The 20,525-nt window shown below is 70.5% G+C and carries 13 protein-coding genes and 1 pseudogene; 9 read left to right on the top strand and 5 right to left on the bottom strand.

The genetic code is table 11. The annotated features are described in order from the left end of the window. The first annotated feature begins 11 nt into the window (after positions 1-11). From ACTWLT_RS23105 to ACTWLT_RS23095, 3 genes are read left to right on the top strand one after another with little or no spacing between them, the layout of a single operon-like run. Positions 12-1,247, top strand: a complete 1,236-nt coding sequence (locus ACTWLT_RS23105; RefSeq protein ID WP_445320187.1) for a DUF6361 family protein — start codon at positions 12-14, stop codon at positions 1,245-1,247. After that, on the top strand, positions 1,234-2,985 hold the full coding sequence (locus ACTWLT_RS23100; RefSeq protein WP_445320186.1) for a phospholipase D family protein: 1,752 nt from the start codon (positions 1,234-1,236) through the stop codon (positions 2,983-2,985). Before ACTWLT_RS23105 ends, ACTWLT_RS23100 begins: the two co-directional genes overlap by 14 nt. Beyond that, positions 2,982-6,074 carry a helicase-related protein gene (locus ACTWLT_RS23095; protein WP_445320185.1) on the top strand — a complete coding sequence of 1,031 codons (3,093 nt, stop codon included), beginning with the start codon at positions 2,982-2,984 and terminating at the stop codon, positions 6,072-6,074. The genes ACTWLT_RS23100 and ACTWLT_RS23095 overlap by 4 nt, the downstream gene beginning before the upstream one ends. Before the next feature lie 129 nt (positions 6,075-6,203). On the opposite strand, the gene ACTWLT_RS23090 is transcribed toward ACTWLT_RS23095, so the two are convergent. After that, positions 6,204-8,555 carry a HelD family protein gene (locus tag ACTWLT_RS23090; RefSeq protein WP_445320184.1) on the bottom strand — a complete coding sequence of 784 codons (2,352 nt, stop codon included), beginning with the start codon at positions 8,553-8,555 and terminating at the stop codon, positions 6,204-6,206. Positions 8,556-9,183: 628 nt separating this feature from the next. Here ACTWLT_RS23090 and ACTWLT_RS23085 point away from each other — a divergent pair. The 3 genes and pseudogenes from ACTWLT_RS23085 (at position 9,184) to ACTWLT_RS23075 (ending at position 12,035) form a co-directional block, all read left to right on the top strand. Next, positions 9,184-10,053, top strand: a complete 870-nt coding sequence (locus tag ACTWLT_RS23085) for a ComEA family DNA-binding protein (RefSeq protein WP_445320183.1) — start codon at positions 9,184-9,186, stop codon at positions 10,051-10,053. A 164-nt stretch (positions 10,054-10,217) separates the two neighbouring features. Continuing rightward, the gene (locus ACTWLT_RS23080) at positions 10,218-10,595 is read left to right on the top strand and encodes a ferredoxin reductase domain-containing protein (protein WP_445320259.1); all 378 of its coding nucleotides are present in this window, start codon (positions 10,218-10,220) and stop codon (positions 10,593-10,595) included. 145 nt (positions 10,596-10,740) lie between these two features. Then, positions 10,741-12,035: pseudogene (locus ACTWLT_RS23075) on the top strand (phosphodiester glycosidase family protein). Between the two features lie 152 nt (positions 12,036-12,187). Here the strand turns inward: ACTWLT_RS23075 and ACTWLT_RS23070 are convergent. After that, positions 12,188-13,450 (bottom strand): phosphodiester glycosidase family protein, encoded by a 1,263-nt coding sequence (locus ACTWLT_RS23070; RefSeq protein ID WP_445320182.1) that lies wholly within the window; start codon positions 13,448-13,450, stop codon positions 12,188-12,190. Positions 13,451-14,053: 603 nt separating this feature from the next. Here ACTWLT_RS23070 and ACTWLT_RS23065 point away from each other — a divergent pair. Then, positions 14,054-14,959 (top strand): hypothetical protein, encoded by a 906-nt coding sequence (locus ACTWLT_RS23065; protein ID WP_445320181.1) that lies wholly within the window; start codon positions 14,054-14,056, stop codon positions 14,957-14,959. Between the two features lie 65 nt (positions 14,960-15,024). Here the strand turns inward: ACTWLT_RS23065 and ACTWLT_RS23060 are convergent, their stop codons facing one another. Beyond that, positions 15,025-15,246, bottom strand: coding sequence for a hypothetical protein (locus ACTWLT_RS23060; RefSeq protein WP_445320180.1), 222 nt, complete (start codon positions 15,244-15,246; stop codon positions 15,025-15,027). Positions 15,247-15,432: 186 nt separating this feature from the next. Between ACTWLT_RS23060 and ACTWLT_RS23055 the strand changes: the two genes are divergently transcribed. Then, positions 15,433-16,056, top strand: a complete 624-nt coding sequence (locus ACTWLT_RS23055) for an 8-oxoguanine DNA glycosylase OGG fold protein (RefSeq protein ID WP_445320179.1) — start codon at positions 15,433-15,435, stop codon at positions 16,054-16,056. Here the strand turns inward: ACTWLT_RS23055 and ACTWLT_RS23050 are convergent. Together ACTWLT_RS23050 and ACTWLT_RS23045 are read right to left on the bottom strand one after the other, a co-directional pair. Further along, positions 16,044-16,430, bottom strand: coding sequence for a DUF4180 domain-containing protein (locus ACTWLT_RS23050; protein WP_445320178.1), 387 nt, complete (start codon positions 16,428-16,430; stop codon positions 16,044-16,046). The genes ACTWLT_RS23055 and ACTWLT_RS23050 overlap by 13 nt on opposite strands. Beyond that, positions 16,423-16,878 (bottom strand): helix-turn-helix domain-containing protein, encoded by a 456-nt coding sequence (locus ACTWLT_RS23045; protein WP_445320177.1) that lies wholly within the window; start codon positions 16,876-16,878, stop codon positions 16,423-16,425. Before ACTWLT_RS23045 ends, ACTWLT_RS23050 begins: the two co-directional genes overlap by 8 nt. A gap of 198 nt (positions 16,879-17,076) precedes the next feature. Between ACTWLT_RS23045 and ACTWLT_RS23040 the strand changes: the two genes are divergently transcribed. Further along, on the top strand, positions 17,077-20,525 hold a 3,449-nt coding region (locus ACTWLT_RS23040; RefSeq protein ID WP_445320176.1), incomplete at its 3' end, for an ATP-binding protein.

The raw sequence follows: 20,525 nt of genomic DNA, 5'->3' as shown, positions 1-20,525 counted from the left end.
GAGAGGCATCTATGACTTCGGGACTGAGCTGGTTGGACAGCTCCCGCGACGACCAGCAGCGTATGCGCGAGCTGCTCAAGCTCTTCAGCGACACAGAGAGCCGGGACGAGTTGGGCATCGGCCAGGTCCGCGACGCGTTCAGCGACCTGCTCTTTCCCGGTACCTCTGTCATTCAAAACCGGGCGCGGTACCTGCTGATCGTGCCGTGGTGCTACCAGGAGGCGCAGCGGCGCGGGCTGCGCGGTGACCGCCTCGCCACGCAGGTCGACCGCAACGAACGGAAGGTTATCGAGGCCCTGTTACGCGGCGCTGACACCGAAGGCGTGATCGGCCGGCGGGCCGGGGTCGGGGTGCGGACGCTGCCGTCGAGCATCTACGCGGCGGCGCTGCTGCAGTACGGCATCCGCACCGGTGACGACGACGCCGCATCGGACCGGCGGCTGGCAGCCAGCATGGCCGAGGCCGATGAACTGACCGAACGGTCGAGCGGAACCTGGCACCCGACGCTGCCAGGGGCGCCGGTGGGCTTCCCTAATGAGGTCGAGGGTGGGCTGACGCTGCGCCCGGACGAGGCCCGCTGGCTGCGCGAGCGGATTCTCGCCGCGGCACCGAACACCCTGTTGGCGTACCTTCTCGAGGCTGAAAACCGCCCGGGTTGGGACAGTGAGGCGCCCTGGGATGAGCCGGCCACGCTGGCCGCGCCGGAGCCGATCGGCTCGCTGGTGCGGGACGCGGAGCGATTCTCGCTGGCGATTCACGGCGCGGCGCTGTTGTACAACCTGCTCATCGCCGATCGGTACGAGCAGGCGGGCCTCACGGAGCGCGAGGAGCCGGTGGCCTTGTACCGCAACGCGCTGCTGAAGTGGAACGATCGGGTGTCGGCGGAGCGCAGCTTCAAGAGCTGGGACAGGTCGGACATGTGGAGTCGGCTCAGCCTGAAGAATCCGCGGATCGCGGCGAACGAAGCCGCACGCCGGTTCATCGAGCGGTGGCTCGACGCGGTCACCAGCGGAGCCGCTGGCGAAGCCGCCACGGACCCGACCCTGCGCAACCTCGTGGCCGAGCGGGAACGGTCGGTGAAGCGAGGCCAGTCACGGCTGGTCAATGACAAGCTGCTGCGCACGTGGAGCGGCGCGTCGGGCAGCGGGCAGCTGGTATTCCGCTGGCCGCAGGTACGCCGGATCCTCACCGACATCCACGACGGCTGCGCCGCCGACCTGCCGGAGGCTGCCGGTGCTCGCGCCTGACTCCCGCTCGCTGCTGCTCGACGCCCTGCGCCCGCCATCCGGCGCGCGGCTGTCCCGAGCCGTGGCGTTGACGTTCACCCTGGATTTAGAGAGCCTGCTGGTCGCCCCGCTGGCGTTCGCCGCGCATGGCCTATGCGAGTCGACGGACCCGATCGCGGTGATGGAGGGGGTACGGCACTGCGCCGACCGCATCGACGTGTTTTGCCAGGCGGGGCAGATCGTAGTGCCACCGACGCAGTCTGCGCTGTTGGCCTTCGTCGAGCCGATGGTGCACCAGGTGCGCCGGCCCAAGCCGGGTCACCTGTTCCACCCCAAGCTGTGGGCGCTGCGCTTCCACGACGAGACGACCGGGGCGGTGTCGCTACGGCTGCTGGTGCTCAGCCGCAACCTGACCAAGGATCGCAGTTGGGACGTGGGCCTGCGCCTGGACGGTAACCCGGGCACTCGCCGGGTGGCGGGCAACAAGCCGTTGTTCGACCTCGTGCAGCACACGTTGCAGCTGACGGTCGCGCCCCTGCCGGCGGACCGGCTGGCGGCGATTGAGGCGCTGGGTGAGGATCTGCGTCGCGCCGAGTGGGAGTACCCCGAGGGCGTGAGGGAGATGTATTTTCATGCGCTGGGGGTGCCCCGTGCTCGTCCACCGGACTTCGATGGCACGCGTCACCTGGTCATGTCGCCGTTTTGCACCCCCGGCGGTCTGGACCGGTGCGCACCGAACGGCCAGCGGGCGCTGGTGAGCCGGCAGGAGACGCTCGACTGCCTTCCCGACGAGAGCTTGGCCGGGTCCGAGGTACTGGTGGTCAACGCCCTGGCCGGTTTGCCGACGGAGGGGGCGCCGTCCGACCTAGAGGTGCTTAGCGGGCTGCACGCGAAGGTGTACGTGGTGGAGAAGGGCCAGCAGGCGCGGGTCCTGCTCGGCTCGGCCAACGCCACCGATGCGGCGTTCGGCGGCAACGTCGAGCTACTGGTGGAGCTGGTCGGTGGTCGCGCCCAGTGGGGTATCAACGCTCTCCTCGGCCCCGGGGCGGGGATCCGGGAAATCCTCGAACCCTACGAACGCCATGACGTCGCCGAACCGGAGCCGGAAGTGGCCGACCTGCGTGATCTGATCCGCGACATCGCGGCCATCCCGCTGTCGGCCACCGTCACGTCCGATGCCGACGGCTATCGAATCCGGCTGAACTCCGAGAACGCCCTGCCCGATGCGCCGGGCGTACGAATCACCGCCCAGCTGCACACCCGCCGCGGCGAGGCGGCCGTGCTTGCGGCGAGACAGCCGGTGGACGCGGCGTTCACCGGGCTTGCGCTGGTCGACATAACCCCGTTCGTCGTCGTCACCGCGGAGGACAGCACCGGTCGGGAACAAACCGTAGTCCTGGCCACCCTGATAGGCGATCCCGCGCACCGGCTCGACCACCTCATCGCCCAGCAGATCGACACACCGGAGAAGTTCCTGCGATTCCTGCTGCTGATGCTCGGGCTCGGCACCGACGCCGCCGCCGGATCGAGCGGTGACGCCGGCGGGCATGGCACCTGGCGCACCAGCGGGAGCGGAATCCTCGAACTGCTGCTCAACGCTCTCGTCGACCGGCCGGCGCAACTCGAGGACCTGGCCGGGCTGGTCGCCCGCATCGAAGCCAGCGGCGACAGCAAGCGCCTGCTGCCGCCCGGCTTCACCAAGCTGTGGCGGGCCATCACGCAGGCACGTGACACGATGACAGAGGCGGTGGGCTCGTGAAGCGGTACGACGCCGGCCCGGTCATGGCCGGCTTGAAGGACTTCCAGCGCGACACCGTCGCGCACGTCATCGACCGATACTTCGGCACCGACGCGACCCGCCGCTTCCTCGTCGCCGACGAGACCGGTCTCGGCAAGAGCGTCGTCGCCCGAGGCGTCATCGCGCAAACCCTGCAGCGGCTGCAGGACGACGACAGCGTGGAGCGGGTCGACGTCATCTACGTCTGCTCAAACCAGGACGTCGCGCGGCAGAACATTGGCCGGCTACGGGTCACCCCCGACGAAACAGTCACCCTGTCCAGCCGGCTCACCCTGCTCGCCAAACACGCGGACCAGCTCAACGCCACGACCGCCACCGCCGGCAAGCCGATCAACCTGGTCGCGTTCACCCCCGGCACCTCCTTCGACCAAGGCTGGCGCACCGGTACGGCGGAGGAACGAGCGCTGCTGTTCCTGGTCCTCGAACAGGCCAACTCGTGGAACGGCTGGCGAACCCGGGCCGCGCTACGGGCGTTGCAGGCGGGCGTAGCAACCCCTGAACGGTTCGAGGAGCAGTGCAACCGCCTGTGGACGCAACTCGACGGGAAACTCGACCCCACGATCACCGGCGAGTTCCTGCGCCAGGCCCGGCAGCGGGGCCTGCTCGACGAGTTCGACGCGCTGCTCGACGGCATCGGTCGGCGCTCAAGCCTACCCAACGCGCTGCGCGGGGACGCCCGCAAGCTCACCGGCGATCTTCGTACGGCGCTGGCCACCGCCGGCGTCGAGGTCCTCGAACCCGACCTGATCATCCTCGACGAGTTTCAGCGGTTCCGGGAGCTTCTCGACCCGAACGGCGGCGAAGGCGCCGAGCTCGCCCGGCACCTGTTCGACTACCGGGCCGCCCGGGTGCTGCTGCTGTCGGCCACCCCGTACAAGCCGTTCACCTTCGCCGAGGAGGCTGCCGCCGGCGAGGACCACTACGCCGACTTCCGGCAGGTGCTGCGCTTCCTCAGCGACGACGAGTCCTGGCACGCCGACGTGACGAAGGCGTTCGAGGCCTACCGGGACGCCCTGGTGCGCGGCGAGCCCTGCGGTGACCTGCGCGAGTGGCTGCGCAATCTGCTGCTGCGCGTCATGTGCCGCACGGAACGGCCCGTGCTCGGCCAGGACGGGATGCTGCGAGAGCACATCAGCCTCGCCGACGACCTCGAGGTCCCCGACGTGCGCAGCTACGTGGCGATGCGCCGAATCGCCACCACGCTCGGTGCCCCAATGACCGTCGAGTACTGGAAGTCCGCCCCGTACTTTCTGAATTTCCTCGACGGGTATCAGCTCGGTGAGAAGGTCCGGACGGCGCTCGGTGGCCAGCCACACCCCGAGGTGCCCGCGCTGTTGGCCTCCGCACAGCTGCTTGACGGCGACGTGATCAGCCGACGAGAGCCGGTCGATCTTGGCAACGGCCGGCTGCGGCAGCTCGCTGCGGACACTGTTGATCGAGGCTGGTGGCAGCTGCTGTGGCTGCCCCCTTCAATGCCGTACTACGCGCTCGGCGAGCCGTTCGCCGGCGCGGCGCGCGAGGGCATCACCAAGCGGCTGCTGTTCTCCTCCTGGAACGCCACCCCCACGGCCGTGGCAGGGCTGCTCAGCTACGAAGCCGAACGCCGGCTCGGTCGTGCCGGCGAGGCACACCGACACCTCGACTATCGCGTGGAGCACGGCCGCCCGGCGGCGATGAGTACACTCGCGCTCTTCTGGCCGCATCCCACCCTGGCGGCGCTGTGCGACCCCCTGGCCCTGGCCCGGCGACGACCGGACGAAACCGCACCACTCGAGGTCCTCGAGCGGGAAGTTCGGGAACGGCTGCTGGATCACGCCTCCACTGAGCGTGCGGACCCCGGATCGGGCACCGCAGAGCCGTGGGAGCTGGCCTTCCGGTGGCCCGGCGCCGATCCCAGCATCGAGGACGCTGCCGCGACCCTGGGTACGTCCGCCGATGACGATGGGGCGGCCACCGGTCTGGACCGGCACGTGGCACGGGCCCGCGAGCTGGCGAGCCAGGCCGCCTACCCGACAGCGGGCCACCTGAACGGGCTGATCGACAGTGTCGCGGCGATCGGTCTGCACGGCCCCGGCAACATCGCCTGGCGGGCGCTGTCCCGGCTGATACCTGGCAGCACCGTCACACCGGAGGGACACTGGCGAGCGGCCGCGCTGCTCGCCAACGGGCTACGATCCCTGTTCAACCGGCCCGAATCCGCGCAGTTGATCGACAGCCTGGCGATGGGCGAGGTCTACTGGCAGGCGGTGCTGCGTTACTGCGCAGCCGGGGGTCTGCAGGCGGCCCTCGATGAACACCTGCACACGCTGCGCAGCTCCGCCTCGGACACCGGGCTGGACGACGACGGGCTGTACGCGCTCGCCGAGGAGGCGCGGGAGGCGATCGCCAGCCGCCCGTCGACGTACGTCGCCTTCGACCCGCACCACCCCAACCAGCCGATCAAGCTGCCGGGCCGGTTCGCGCTGCGCTACGGCGGTCGCGGCGAGGAACAATCCCAGGTCGACCGCAAGGTGGCCGTACGCCGTGCCTTCAACAGCCCGTTCTGGCCGTTCGTCGTCGCAACGACCAGTGCCGGCCAGGAGGGCATCGACTTTCACCAGTGGTGCTCGGCCGTCGTGCACTGGAACACCCCCGCCAACCCCGTGGACTTCGAGCAGCGCGAGGGGCGTGTGCACCGCTTCGGCGGGCACGCCGTCCGCCGCAACGTCGCCGCCGGACACCGCGCCGACGCCCTGCGCTCCACCGAGCCAGACGTGTGGAAGGCCGCCTACGAGGCCGCCCGAGCGATCTCGGGGGAGCTGGGCGACTTTGCGCCGTACTGGGTGTTCCCCGGGCCGGCGAAGATCGAGCGACACGTCCTGCCATACCCGCTCAGCCGCGACCAGGCGAGGCTCGACCGGCTCAAGGCAGATCTGGTTGTGTACCGGTTGGCGTTCGGCCAGCCACGCCAGGAGGACCTGCTGACCCTGCTGCGACGGCAAGAGATCGGCGCAGACGGGGCGCCTGACATTCTCGATCTGCGACCATCCCGACACACAGACCGGTCGTGAGGTTCGAACCGTTTGCTGTCGGGTCCCTCGACCACCGATCACGCGGACTGTGGGAGCAGTGGGTTGGCGAGTAGCAGCATTTGTCAAAGATCGGCGGCGAGGCGACCCGTTGCCGACGAATTTCGTGGTTCAGCCGTCTGCGTCGAGGATCTCGCCGGCTCTGGCTAGTACGGACTCCCACAGATTCGGCGCGACAGTTCCGCGGAGTAGCGCGACCACCTCCTCCGCCGCCAGGTCGACGAACCGCTGGGAGACGTGTCCTCGTCGTGGCGGGGCGTCGGAAGGCTCTACCACCGTGGCAGGACGGACACGCAGGCCGTCCTTGCCGTCGGCCGCATCTGACCCATTGGCTGCAGCGAAGTTCGGACCGAGCACCTCACGGAGGACTGGTCCCCACGGGTCCGCTCTGAAATCCGAATCTTCCTCTGCGTGGGTGGCGGCGTCGCCGGTCGCCGCAGAGGGCTCATCGGTGTCGTCCGACCCGCGGTCGTCCTCGCCCATGGCGAGCGGGTCCCCGACGCAGACGATGTCGAGATACCTCGTGGTTCTCGTCAGTGCGACATACAGCAAGCGGTGGCCCCGGTCGTCCTCGGCGACGATGTCTTCCGGCTCCATAACGACGACGGCGTCGAACTCGAGCCCCTTGGCTTCCTGCGGGCCGACCAGGTTGATTCCTGGGCCGAGTTCACCGGCGGACGCGGCACGCCAGGCGACGTCTTTGGCCTTCAGCTCCCGTTCCGTGTCCGGGCGGCAGGAAGCGGGGCAGATGATGGCCACGGAGCGGCCGTGGGCGGCGTGCCCCATCGCGACGCGGACGGCCTCAGCCGCACGCTCGTCCTCGTCGGCCCGGTGGACGAGAGGATCGGCCGGACCGTCCCGCACAATCTGCGGTGCCTGCACCGTGGGAGCGGCGAAAGGCAGAAGCTGGGCCGCAAGCTCGAAGACCTGTCGAGGTACCCGGTAGCCGTAACGCAGCTCTTCCCGGACGTGAGGAAGATCGGCAGGCAGGTGATCGAGGACCTCGTCCCAGTCGTCACGCGCCCAGTGGCCGGTCGACTGAGCGATGTCCCCGACGATGGTCATGGATCCGTTGGCAGAGCGGCGGGCGATGGTTCGCAGTTGCATGGGGGAGAGGTCCTGCGCCTCGTCGACGACGATGTGCGTAAACCGGGTCTCCACGCTGTTGATGAGGTGCTCGGCCTCGTCGAGCACCGCAAGGTCGGCGTCGCTCCACGTCTCTTCCGAGAGCCGATCCGCGGGCCGCCGGTGCAACAGTGAAACTTCCCGAGCCGTGAATTCGTCGCCGGCCGCTCCCATCAGCCGGTCGCGCGAGCCGTAGAGCTCACGCAGGAATGATGCGGCGGTGAACGACGGCCAGAGCCTGTCCATGACGGGATCGAGTGCCGTCCGTAGTCGTTGCTGACTCACGTGGACCCGGGGGGTGACGAGATCGGTCAGCAGATCCCGGAACAGGTGTCGACGCTCGGAGTATGTGCCGGCGCTGGCACGGCACCGAGTTATCAAGGGCTTGAGCTCCTCGGCGGCCATCGGCACGGGGCGGCCCTCGATCTGCGCCTCAACCCAATGCTGTCCCTCGGGCGGCCCGACCCGAGCGTAGAGAGCCCGCCGCAGAAGCCCAGCCATCCTGCCGTCGCCCTTCAGCCTCACGACTTCGGGATCCTCCTGGCGACCACGTTTCACCGGTGGATGCAGCTGGTTGATGTCACGTTGCTCAATGCTCGTGTCACCCAAGCTGGGCAGCACGGTGCGGGTGTAGCGCGTGAAGGTGGGGCTCGGGCCAATGATGAGGACATCCTGGGCCGAGAGTCGGCCCTGACTGTTGAACAGCAGCCACGAGACTCTGTGCAGCGCAACTGCTGTCTTGCCGGTGCCCGGCCCGCCCTGAATGACCAACAGCTGGTCCATCGGGGCGCGGATGAGATCGAACTGCGCCGCCTGGATTGTCCGGACGATGTCCTGCATCGTGCCGGTTCGGTTGCTGTTGAGGTCTGCGAGCAGCGTGTCGTCGACGTCCTCGTGGGCCTCCAGCTCGGCGACGTCAGCGGCCAATTGGGCGAACACCGTGTCGCTGAACGAGGTGATCGTGTTGCTGGAGCACTCGAAATTGCGCTTGAGGCGCAGCCCAAGCGGGTCGGCGTGACTTGCCTCGTAGTAGCGGGCGGCGGCAGGTGCCTGCCAGTTCATGACGAGCAGCTCAGCGTGGTCATCAAAGATCGCATGATGGCCGATGTAGAAGGCCTCGCCGTCCTCGTAATCCATCCGGCCGAAGGCGACGGGTTCGTCCGATCCGCCGATACGGTCAAGCCGCGCTTGGGTGTCCTGCCGGATCCTCGCGGCGGCGCCGCTGTTGGCGGCAGCGCCTGCGGCCAGACCCAGAGTCGTGCGCATGCGCTCCCGGTGGTCCCAAGCCGCGTCGAAGTACTTCTGCTCGCGACTTAGCTCTTCCGGAACTGCATACATTGTGGACCTCCCGCTGACATGGCGCAGACCGTAGCGTCTCGCTACGACAAGTCGGCCCATCTCGCGCGGAGCTGAGGACACTGAAGGTCGGCTCAGCGAGTCCGCTCAAGGTCCCTCGACCGTACGGTCGGTAAGCGGTTTTGTCGCTCGGTCGAGTGCATGTTTGCCCGCTCAACCTTTCGGCGCTGGGAGCGACCGGCCGGGTCTATGGACGAGCGCGATCAGTACTGTCATAGACAGCGGGTCTACAGCTGCGCCCTGATCCGCCGGGAGCGCTCAGGATGTTCCCTCTTGTCGGCGGCGCGGCGGGTGAGCCTACTGAGACGGGTGGCCGGTTACAAGATCCGATCTTTCGATTGGAGCGCCGGCATCGTCAAGATCGGACCAGCTGGCTGTGGTAAGCCACCGTTCGGTTCACCTGGCGCCACCCGCCCCGACGATGCGTCGCTGCCTGCCCTGGTGGAAGATCATCAAGCCCTGGGACGGCGGCATGGTCGCGAGGACGCGTTGAGCGTTTGCTGATCCTCCTGCCGCTGGCCGAAGCCGCCGTGACGGCGGTTCAGGGATCGCTTGGACGGTCGAGACACGAGGACCAACGTGAACGGGCAGTGCCTGCAGGAGGAGCGGTATGTCGAGCGTGTCTAACGGGGGTTGGCAGCCTCCACCAGCGCCCCCGAGTCCGGCGGCGAGCCTCGGCTGGCGGATCCGGCACAGCCTCTGGCTGCTGCTGCCCGTTGCCGGCTGCGGCTTCCTCGCCGGCGCCGGGTTCCTCTACGTCGGCCTGCGCGCCCGGCGTCCTTCCTGGTGGATTGCGGGCATCGTCTACCTGGTGATCGGCTGGACGTCCTTCGCCACTATCGGTGAGGCGGACAAGACAAGCACCCTGAGCACGGTGGCAGCCGTCGTGCTCATGGCGCTGTGGGTAGCGAGCATCGTGCACGGTTTCGTCATCAACCCGTCCTGGCTGCGCTGGCGGGCCGGCCATGTTCCCTGGTACGCCCGGCCCCAGGCGCCGCCGCCCACCTGGCCCGGCAGCCAGCACCCACCAGCGCAGGCAGGGCCACCGTCCCTGCCCACATCCGCACCGCCCGCCGTCGCCGAGATGATGCCGCAGTCCGGCGCCTACTCCGGTAACGGGACCACGGCGGCGCCCGTGCCCTCTCAACCGTCGCCGCTACCAGCGCCGCAACCGCCGTCTGCGCCAATGGCCGCGCCCCCAGGGGCCTTGGATGTCAACGCGGCGACATCCGAACAGCTTGCCGCTCTTGCCCACTTTGACCCGGAGCGTGCGCAGCGGGTGGTGGCCGAACGGCAAGTGCGCCGCGGGTTCGGCAGCGTGGAGGAGTTCGCCGCCGTCGCGAACCTCGCGCCGCACGAGTTCGCTCGTCTCAAAAGCCTGGTGACCTGCGTACCCCAGCAGATAACACCCGCCGGCCAGCCGCCACCGAGCAGCACTCTCGATGTGGCCTCGAGGCCGCCGACGCGTACGACCATCTGAGCGAAGTCGCCGAAGAATTGGCCCGGCTGGAGCGGGAGGTGGTGACCTGCCGGGCCGAATGCGAGCGGATGGAGCAGGGGCTGCGACAGTGGCCCCGGCGAGCTGCTCTGGCTTGACCCACCCCGCAGCACCGGCCTGCGCCTCGATCCGGCGCAACCAACAATCTGTTACTGGTCGCCGGTGGCACCGGCCTGGCGCCGCTGCGTGTCCTGGTCGATCAGGTCGCCGCCGCACCGGATGGCCGGCGGGTGACGCTGGTCGTCGGTGCCCGCACGTTCACCGATTTGTACGACTCGATCACTTTCGACAAGCTGCAACGCGCGCACGGCTGGCTGACCGTCGTGCCCGCTCTCTCCGACGGCCCCTGCGCCGAGCCGGCCGAGCAGGGCGACGCCCTGACCATCGCCCTGGACCACCACCACCCGGGCCAGGAGGTCTACCTCTGCGGCCCGCCCGCGATGCTGGCCAGCGCACGGTCACGGTTGCTCGCCCTCGACATTCCCGCCGCGCACATCCACTCGTCCGAGAGCTTCATCCGCTGATCGGGAGCGGCCTCGCCGGGTGCCCACAGTGGCGAAGCTTCTTTTCAGCAACTGTTCAGCGGTTGGCGATCCTCTACACCAACAGTTTGCCCGGGTGTCAGGTGATGTCGGGTAGCTCGTTCCGTGCCGTCGCGACAGTCAGGGCATGACTGTTTCCCACTCTGGCCTCGCCGGCTTCCGCCGCGCCGGGGCGCTCGCCGCCGCGGCGCTGGCCGCGGTCACTCTCGGTGTCGTTCCGGGGGCCCCAGCCGAGGCCGCCGCGAGCACCCTGCCGATCGGCGACGCCGACCTGACGAGGTCCGCACCAGCAGCACCCTGGCCGCCGGTGTCACCCTGACCCGGATCGTGCGGGGCGCCGAGCCGGCCCCCGCCGACCAGATCAACACGACCACGCGCGGCCCGTGGGTGGTCAACGTCCTCACCATCGACCCGCGCCGCGCGCGGGGGCACCTGAAGGCGACGTACGGCCCGGACCTCAGTCAGGTCGAGAAGACGACCGATCTGGTACGCGCCTCGGGCGCCCTGGCCGGCGTCAACGCCTCGTTCTTCACCTTCACCGCCAGCCAGCAGTACCCAGGTGACCCAGTGGGGTTGGGGCTCTACGGCGGGAAGCTGCTCAGTGAGCCGACCACCGATCCGGCCGAGGTCAACTTCATCGTCGACGCCAACAGCAACCAGGCCCTCACCGGGAAGGTGGCGTGGTCGGGCAGCGTACGGAACCGGCGGACCAACGCCACTCTGCCGCTGGAGTTCATCAACCACCCGCCGGTGATCCCCGCCGGCTGCACCACCCTCACCGACCAGACCCAGTGCGGTGTGCCGGGCGACGTCGCGCAGTTCACCCCCGAGTTCGGCGCTGCCACCCCGGCCGGCGCTGGCGTGGAGGTCGTACTCAACCGGCTGAACTGCGTGGTCCGCACCGCGACCACCCGGGGCACCACCCTCGCCGCCGGCCAGACCTCGTTGCAGGCGACCGGAAAGGACACCGTTGCTCTGCTCGGCGTCGCCGGCAAGGGGTGCGTGGACCGGGACTCGACCCTCACCGACCAGCAGGGCCGGAAGCTTCCACTGCGGCCCGGGCTCTTCGGCGTGAACGGGCGTTACCCGCTGACGGCGGACGGCCAGATCGTGGTGCCGGACGGCGCCCCCGGTGACAGCTTCTTCGCCCGCAACCCGCGCACCATCGCCGGCACCACGCGGGACGGGAAGATCGTGCTCGCCACCATCGACGGGCGGCAGACCACCAGCGTCGGCACCACCCTGGCCGAGACCGCCGCGGTCGCCCAGGCGCTCGGCATGTCCGACGCGATCAACCTCGACGGCGGCGGGTCCACGGCCATGGCCGCCGCCGGCGCACTTGTCAGCCACCCGAGCGGGGCCGAGCGGGCCGTCGGTGACGCGCTCGTCTACGTCGCCGGCCGGTACCGCAGCGGCAACTGACGGACGTCGCAACAGGTGTCCCGGTCCTCACCAGATCCGGTGCGGCCGGTCTCCGTGCGTCGGGGGCCGCCGCACCGGGCGAGCCGGAGTTGGAACGGCAGGAGCCTCGCCCAGTGTCCGGGCGAGGCTCCTGCCGTTCAGCGATTGGCCGGTCAGTGGCGGCCGACGAAGATCCCGACGCCGTTGGCGACCGCGCGTTCGGTGCCGTCGGAGGGGTTGTTGCGAGCGGTGGCCGCCGGCTGGCCCGGCTCCCGTACGGCGATGGTGGTCGAGCCGCCACCGTCGAGGTTCACCGCGTCGTGCGCACCGAGCGAACGCATCAGGTCGGCCAGTTCGGCGATGGTGAAGCCCGCGCTGGCGGGCGCGCGGCCAGCCAGCGCGACGAGGTACACGGTCCCGCCGTCGGCGCTCGCGCCCGCGGCACTACGTACCGCAGCGGTCTTGGTGTCCAGGCCCGCCAGCGGTGCGCCGTCGCGCAGGATCGGCGCGCCGCCGACCGCGAACGTCAGCTTCGGCTTGCCCACGGAGACGAGCTTCTCGTCCACCTTCACCCGGTCGCCGACGACGAGGTCGTCGAGCTGGTCCGCGCCGTCCTCCCGGCCGACGAGCACCTGGGTGTCGCTGGGAATCTCACCCGCGCCGGGCGTCTGACCCACCGAGGTCACCACGCCGCGCCGGACGGTCACCTCGTAGGTGTGGCTGCTGCACGGCGCGTCGCGGCTGGTGTCGCTGCCGCAGGTCGAGCGGACTCGGGAGGCGGTACCCCAGACGGAGGTGAATAGGCCGATGCCGCCGACCGGCAGCGCGTACTGGTTGAGGCCATCGAGGGGGATCGTGCCCTTGGCGCTGCGCACCTCGCCGGTCAGGCTCAGGGTGTCAACGCGCGCCCTGCCGTTCACCCCCACACCGAACACGTCGCGGGTCGAGGTACCGGGGGCGAGTCCGGGGCCGAAGCGCTGCTTGTTCGGTACGGCGAACTTCAGGTCCTCGCCGTCCGCGATCTCCGGACCCGAGGCGGAGCCGGTCGGCGCGACCCCGGCGTGCGTCTCGCTGATGTTGAAGAAGTCGCCGTTCACACCGGCGACGGCACCCTGCTCGTTCGTCATCGCCGAGACGACCTTCCGCTGCGCGACGGCGTCGGGGTGCAGCAGGTCCACCGAGACCTTGTTCTTGTGCAGGTCCGCGGTGAGCAGGTAGCCGACGGTGACGCCGCGTGGCGTCTGCACCTGGAACGAGCCGTACGTTACGCCCGGCGCGAGTTGCTCGGTCGAGGTGACGGTGATCGCATCGTCCACCGTGGACGCCGCCGGTGTCGTGATCGCGGCCTGCGCGGTGTCGACGGGCGCCATGAGTGTGCTCAGTCCGGCGGCGAGCACCAGTGCCAGACTCGGGTGTACGAGCTTCGATGACCTCATCGTCGCTCCTTTCCTGGGGCAGTCCCGAGCCTTGCGCTCGGCGGTTCGAGCGGACCCGACGAAGGCCGGACCAGCGAAAGTTTCCTGGTCAGCCGATCATGCCGGGGTGAACGGCTGAAATGATCAAGCTGAACCGCCGACGCGCGATGGTTCACCTGCCCGTCTCCGGAAGCAGACGGCCAGAGGGTCGCGTTCGGCTGCGCTCTGGCCGTCAGCCCAGGTGGAGGAGGTGTGCTCGGTGGTGGCCAGGACTCGCTGGAGCAGTTGCTCGTCCCGCAGCGCCGACATGTGCACCGTGATGACCGCGTACCCGGCTACCAGCACCAGGCAGGCGTTGGTGCCGATGACCGTGCTACGCCCACCGACCCGTGGTGCTCATCGTGCTGTCGTACCGCCAGCTCACCTCGCCGATCGGCGGCAGCTGCCCGGCCCGGCGCCGCGCAGACGGATCGGAACGATCGATGACATGGTCCGTTACGCGACGTAGTCGGTTTGGAGATAATGCCTGGTCAGGCCACTACCTACCGTCAACCCGTCATTACGAACGGCCTTGGCGTCGGCGTCGTAACACCTGCCGCCCCGGGCCCCAGACGGGAGAAATACATGCCTGCTCAGAAGGAATCCCGGCGGTTCGGTGCCCGAGCCTCCGTACTCGTGCTCGGTCTCGTCGTGGCCGGAGCGGTGGTCGCCCCGGCGAGCCCGGCGTCCGCCGCGGTCCCCGGCCTGGTGCGGATCGCCGCCACCAGCGTCACCGACTCCGCCGACTTCCACAGCGCCACCGCGACCTGCCCAGTGGGCAAGGTCCTGACCGGTACGGGCTACGAGCTGAACGGTGTGACCGGTGAGGGTGTCGTCGACGACCTGCGCCCCAACGGCGGCCCGGCCACCGCGCCGACGGCCGTCACGGTGGGCGCCTACGAGACGGAGGCGTTCGCCGGCAACTGGTCGGTGACCGCGTACGCGATCTGCGCCAACCCGGTAGCGGGCCTGGTGCGGGTCGCCACGACCAGCGTCAGCGACTCCGCCGACTTCCACAGCACCACCGCGAGCTGCCCCGTCGGGAAGGTCCTCACCGGTACGGGCTACGAGCTGAACGGGGTGACCGGCGAGGGCGTCGTCGACGACTTCCGCCCCAACGGCGGCGTCGCCGCGGCACCGACCTCCGTGAACGTCGGCGCCTACGAGTCGGACGCCACCGCCCTGAACTGGTCCGCGACCGCGTACGCCATCTGCGCCAACCCGCTGCCCGGCCTGGTGCGGGCGTCCGCGGTGGGTGCCAGCAACTCCCTCGACTTCCGCAGCGTCGTCGCGACCTGCCCCGTCGGGAAGGTGCTGACCGGCGCCGGCTACGAGCTGAACGGGGTCACCGGCGAGGGCATCGTGGACGACTTCCGCCCCAACGGCGGTCCCGCGACCGCCCCGACGTCGGCCGCCTCGGGTGCGTACGAGGAGGACGCGTTCGCCGGCAACTGGTCCGACACGGCGTACGCGATCTGCGCAACCGCCTAGCAACCACTCATCCGGTGCAGCCGCCCCGCGCGCTCGCGGGGCGGCTGCACCGGTGACGCGTCAGGTCAGGAGCCGCCCTGGCGCTGAATCCGCCCGTCGCCCGAGACCTTGGCCCGGCCCAGGTCGTGCTCCGTGCCGGCGGAGCCGGTCGCAGTACGGCGGTGCCGTTGGTCGGGCGAGTGCTCCATGGGCGAGCCCTGGCGGCCCGGAGCGCCGCTGCCCGCATGCCGCCGGCCTCGCGCCGACTCGCCGCCGCTGTCGTGTTTGTTCTGCTTGTGGCTACCCATGCATCGCGCGTACCCGGTCATCCGGCGGCTAGTCGTGGGCCCAGGCCAGATGCCGTGCTCTCCGCCGGGCCCAGAACAAACGTGGTGGGGCGCGATACCCCGATATGGCGTCCTCGGGCAGTCGGGCGGAAGTGCCCGCCCATAGCGTGCGGAGAACTCCAAGCCCGTGACCTGAGGGAGGTAGCCGTGCAGAAACCGATACCGGGAGAGCAGGCCCCGATCATCGTGAACGTGGACCGGTGGCGGGCAGGCCTACCGCCGGACGCCTGGCCCGAGAGCTTCCCGTCGAGCGGCGACGTCTGGCGGCGCGACGTCTTCGCGGTGGCTGACGCGTACCGGGCTGGTTCCGCGAGCGCCCGCCAACTGCTGACCGCCGTGTTGATCTGGGGTTACGGACCCATCGGGTACGGGCCGTGGCGCGCCGCGAAGTCGCTCGGCGCCGATCCGGACGGCAAACGCTTGGCGTACGCGCTTGAGGCGGTGTCCGCATCAGAGCACGACGAGGACGCGCTACGCACGGCGTACCGCCGCTTCGGCGACCCCGACCAGGCTCGCCTGCCGTGGTTGGGGCCGGGCCTTTTCACGAAGGTCCTCTACCTCGCCGGCTACCGCCGAGGGGTGGGTGGTGTGCAGCCGCTGATCCTCGACCGCGTGGTGGCCAGCCGCCTCCCTGCCGAGGCCGGCGTCGGCCGAGCATCCGGCTGGTTGTCCGAGGAGTGGCTCGCCTATCTGCGCTGGGCGGCTGAGCAGGCGCACGCCAGAGCCATCGAACCGGACGCGGTGGAGATGACAGCCTTCTACGACCGCTGACGCGGCTGCGCCATGGCGCGCAGGCGGGCGTCGAGGGCGTCGAGGTCGGGCACGAACCAGATGTGCTCGGCCCGGTTCGACTCGTGCACCAGGGCGCGCAGCGCCGAACTCTCCGCGAGATGCGCCGAGATGTCGCCGACGACGGCCAGTCGCAGCCGGTAGTTGACGAACTTCTGCATCACCTCGCCGGCGAAGCGGGTGCCCAGCGAGAAGAATCGTTCGTCGAACCGGCTGGCGGGCACGGCCACCACCTGCGCACCGAGGAAAGCCGCGCCGATCAGGTCCAGAGCGTCCTGCTCGGTGGCCACCGGCGGGCCGGCCGGGTCGCAGACCAGCACCTGCACGCCGGCGCGTTCCTGCAGTTCGTCAGGCATGGGGGACCTCCCGGTCGAGCAGGCCGTTGTCGGCGTTGAGTACGGCGTCGAGCAGGTGCAGCAGTTCGGCGGTGGAGGCCGGGTCACCCAGGATGATGATCTTCATCCGGTGCCGTTCCTCGTCGTGCACGGTCTGCACCCGTAGTGGGTTGGCGGGGTCGTGGCCGGTGTTGGCGCTGGCGAGCACGAGCGTGCCGAGCCGGTCGGCGGCGGCCCGGTCGACACCGTCGATCTGCACGATGCTCGACACCTCCGCCGGCCCGGTGGCGGCGCCGGTGGTGGTTCGGGTCTGCCCGGTGAGCGCGTCGAGGTCGCTGGCGGCGATCCGGTACTGCTTGCCGATCCGCACCGCATTCAGCCGTCCGGAGCGGATGTAGCCGCGCACGGTGCGGACGTGCAGTCCGAGCCGGTCGGCCACCTGCTCGACCGAGTACATGTCTTCCTTCATCACTCCCTACCCTACCCCTATAGGGAATGTTGGGGAGCGATGGGGGAGGGCGTGCGACGTGAGTCGTTGACGACATCAGCTCCAAAGCGCCTGTACCCCGGTGGTGCCGCCCGCGACGGCATAAGGCTTGAACTGCCGGGCGGCGAGCCCCGCTGAAGATCCCCGGGTGTCAGACGGGTCCAGTACCGTCTGGAAACCATGGACGCGCGGCACGGCGACGCCATCATCGGGCGGGATCACCCCGCCGGTCTGCTGCGCGCTGAGCTGGACCGGGCCGCCACCAGCCACGGCGGTCTCGTCCTGGTCACCGGCGAGCCGGGCATCGGCAAGACGACACTGGTCACGGCGGCGGCACGGGAGGCCCGGCAACGCGGGGCGCTGGTGCTCGGCGCCGCCTGCTGGGATTCCGACAGCGCCCCCGGCTACTGGCCGTGGGTGCAGGTGCTGCGCGGCCTGCAACGCTCCGCCGACGACTGGGCGGTGGCAGGGCAGGCCGCGGAACCGGCCCTTGCGGCGCTGCTCGGCGAGGTCGGCACCACCGCCCAGCAGGCCGGCCGTACCGCCGGCTGGGCCGGCGTCGACACGGGCCGGGGCACCGCCGACCGCGACGAGTTCGCCCTGTACGACTCGGTGACCGCCGCGCTGGTGACGGTCTCGCAGCACCGGCCGGTCGTGGTCGTCCTCGACGACCTGCACTGGGCCGATCCGGCATCGCTGCGGCTGCTGGCTTTCGCCGCGCAGCACACCTGGTTCGAACGGCTGCTGCTGATCGGCACCTACCGCGACGCGGAGGTCGAGTCGGGCGAGCACCCCCTGCGCCCACTGCTGATGCCGCTGGTCGCGAAGGCGACCACCATCACCCTCACCGGCCTGTCCCGGGACGACGTGGCCGCGCTGATGACGCGTACCGCCGGGCGGGAGCCCGAGGCCGGTCTGGTCGACGAGGTGCACCGGCGTACCGGGGGCAACCCGTTCTTCATCGAGCAGACCGCGCGGCTGTGGCGCGCCGACGGCACGGGCGGCACCATCGCACCCGGCGTACGGGAGGCGGTGCGGCGACGGCTCGCGCAGTTGCCCGCGCCGGTGGTCGAGGTGCTCACCGTCGCCGCCGTACTGGGCCGGGAGTTCCACCGCCAGGTCCTGGCGGCCAGCGCGGCTGCCCCGGCGGCGCAGGTCGACCGGCTGCTCGACCGGGCGGTGACCGCCCGGCTGGTGGTCGCCCGAGGTGGTGGCCGGTTCGCCTTCGCCCACGACCTGGTTCGGGAGACGCTCTACGACGGGCTCACCGAGGAGGACCGCCGGACCCGGCACGCCGCGGTGGTCCGGGCGGTCGACACCTCGGCGGAGCTCACCGAACGGCTGATCCCGGCCGACCTGGCCCGCCATGCCTACCTGGCCGGCCCCGCGCTCGACCCCGCCCGGGTCACCGAGCTGCTGGTCGCCGCCGGGCGGGACGCGTTCGCCCGGCTGGCCACCGACGAGGCGGGCGTGCACTTCCAGCGGGCGCTGGAGGTCGTCGAGGACCGGACACAGCGGGTCCGGATTCTCGTCGAGTTGGGCGAGGTGTGTTACAACCACGCCGGCCGGGACGAGGCCGCGCAACTCCTTGCCGAGGCGGCGGCGCTGGCCCGCACGCTCGACGACCCGGTGCTGCTGGCCCGCGTCGCCCTCACCGTCCACCGCTCCCGGCAGGTGGAGACCAGGCATTCGGTGCAGGCGGCGGACCTGGTGCGGGAGGCGTACCGGCGGCTGATCGGGGAGCCGGACGTCGACGCCTCGGTGGGCACGCTGATCGCCGACCTGATCACCGCCACCGAGACGATCGCCCGGCGGGGCAGCGACGACGAGACGCTGACCTTCAGCCTGTGGGCCCGCCACGACACCACCTGGGGGTTGGGCACCGCGGCGGCGCGGGCGGCGCTCACCTCCGAGATCCGGGACGTGGCCCGCCGTACCGGCGACCGGGAGACCGAGCTGTGGGCCACCTCGCTGCGCTGGGTGGCGCTGTTGGAGCTGGGCGACCCCCGCTTCGTCGAGGAGTTCAGCACCTTCGTCAGGGTGGGCCAGCAGGGCGAGCTGGCCCGACCCCGGATGGCGGCGGCCGTCGACGGTGGGATCATCGCGGCGTTCCGGGGTGACTTCGCCGAGGCCGACGAACGGTTCGCCGTCCTCACCGACCTCGCCGACCCGGGTCACGCCGAGTTCGCGTTCATGGGCCATCACCTGCGCTGGTCCCGGCTGCTGCTCCAGGGGCGGTTCGACGAGGTCGACACACTGCTGGACGGGTTGGCCCCGACCGACTACCCCTATCGGGAGCTGCTGCGGGCGATCACCGCGGCGGAGCGCGGCGACGACGAGACGGCGGTCCGGCTGACCGCCGGCATCGAAGCCGCCGACATCAGATACCCGCGTCCCGTGTCGCCGCTCTGGCTGCGGCTGCGCGCTCAGGCCGCCGCAGCCTCCCGTGACCCGCAGCGCTGCGACGACGCCCGGGCAGCGCTGGCCCCACACCGTGGAGAGTGGACGGTCGGGCTCTTCGGCTGTGACATCAGCGGTCCCGTCGACCACTGGTTGGCGGTGGTCGACGCCGCGCAGGAACGCTGGGACGACGCCATCGCCGGTTTCACGGCGGCCCGCGACGCCGCCGAGCGGATGGACTCGCGGCCCTGGTCACTCATCGCCCGCGCCGGGCTGGCGAACGCCCTGGCCTTCCGTGGCGACCCTCGCGACGCCGCGACACTGGCCGCGCTGCGTGCCACCACCGCCCGGGAGGCCACCGCCCTCGGCATGGCCCAGGTGCTCGACCGGCTGGCCGTCCCGACGTCGACCGACCCCGCCGCGCCGGCCGGCGCGCCAGGCCAGGTCACCACGCCGGTCGCCGAGCCCGACAGGGTCGCCGCCCCAGGCCAGGTGGTCCAAACGGGCGGGGTCGATGCGTCGGGCCGAACCGTCGTGCCGAGCCGGGCTGTCCAGACAGGCCAGACCGTCGTGCCGAGCCGGGCCTCTCAGGCAGGCCAAACCGTCGTGCCAGGCCGGGCCTCTCAGGCAGGACATGCCGTCGGGTCAGGACATGCCGGCGGGTACCGCCAGGTCGCTTCGGCGGGAGTGCCGGTTGAGGGGTACGAGTTCCGCCGCGACGGCCTGGTCTGGCAACTCGCGTACGCCGGTGCCGTCGTGCACCTGCCCGACGCCAAGGGGCTGCATGACCTGCATCTGCTGCTGAGCCGGCCGGGCAGTGACGTCCCGGCGGTGGAGCTGCTCGACCCGGCGGCCGGGCCGGAGCTGGTCGCCGCTCGCCGTATGGGTGCCGACCCGGTCCTGGACGATGAGGCGAAGGCCCGCTACCGGCGGCACCTGGCGCGCCTCGACGAGGAGATCGACCGGGCTGCCGCGCGCGACGACGACCGGAAGGTGGCGGCGCTGGACGCCGAGCGCGGCGCGCTGCTCGACGAGCTTCGTGCCGCGGCGGGGCTGGCGGGCCGGAGTCGCCGGTTGGGCGACGAGGCAGAGCGCGCCCGCAAGACGGTCACCGCGCGGATCCGGGACACGCTGCGCAAGCTCGACGAGCGGCATCCGGCGCTCGCCGGGCACCTGCGGGAGTCCGTCTCGACCGGCAGCACCTGCCGTTATCTACCGCCCGAGCCGCT

Source organism: Micromonospora yongxingensis, assembly GCF_052601155.1.
The sequence above is the reverse complement of the archived record's forward strand: the minus strand, read 5'-3'. Positions and strand labels throughout refer to the sequence as shown.

Bases quoted from the DNA above. Each gene is read 5' to 3' on its own strand.
- ACTWLT_RS23085 (WP_445320183.1), top strand. From the start codon at position 9,184: ATGTCGAGCGTGTCTAACGGGGGTTGGCAGCCTCCACCAGCGCCCCCG.
- ACTWLT_RS23060 (WP_445320180.1), bottom strand. From the start codon at position 15,246: ATGGGTAGCCACAAGCAGAACAAACACGACAGCGGCGGCGAGTCGGCG.
- ACTWLT_RS23065 (WP_445320181.1), top strand. From the start codon at position 14,054: ATGCCTGCTCAGAAGGAATCCCGGCGGTTCGGTGCCCGAGCCTCCGTA.
- ACTWLT_RS23090 (WP_445320184.1), bottom strand. From the start codon at position 8,555: ATGTATGCAGTTCCGGAAGAGCTAAGTCGCGAGCAGAAGTACTTCGAC.
- ACTWLT_RS23070 (WP_445320182.1), bottom strand. From the start codon at position 13,450: ATGAGGTCATCGAAGCTCGTACACCCGAGTCTGGCACTGGTGCTCGCC.
- ACTWLT_RS23045 (WP_445320177.1), bottom strand. From the start codon at position 16,878: ATGAAGGAAGACATGTACTCGGTCGAGCAGGTGGCCGACCGGCTCGGA.
- ACTWLT_RS23050 (WP_445320178.1), bottom strand. From the start codon at position 16,430: ATGCCTGACGAACTGCAGGAACGCGCCGGCGTGCAGGTGCTGGTCTGC.
- ACTWLT_RS23105 (WP_445320187.1), top strand. From the start codon at position 12: ATGACTTCGGGACTGAGCTGGTTGGACAGCTCCCGCGACGACCAGCAG.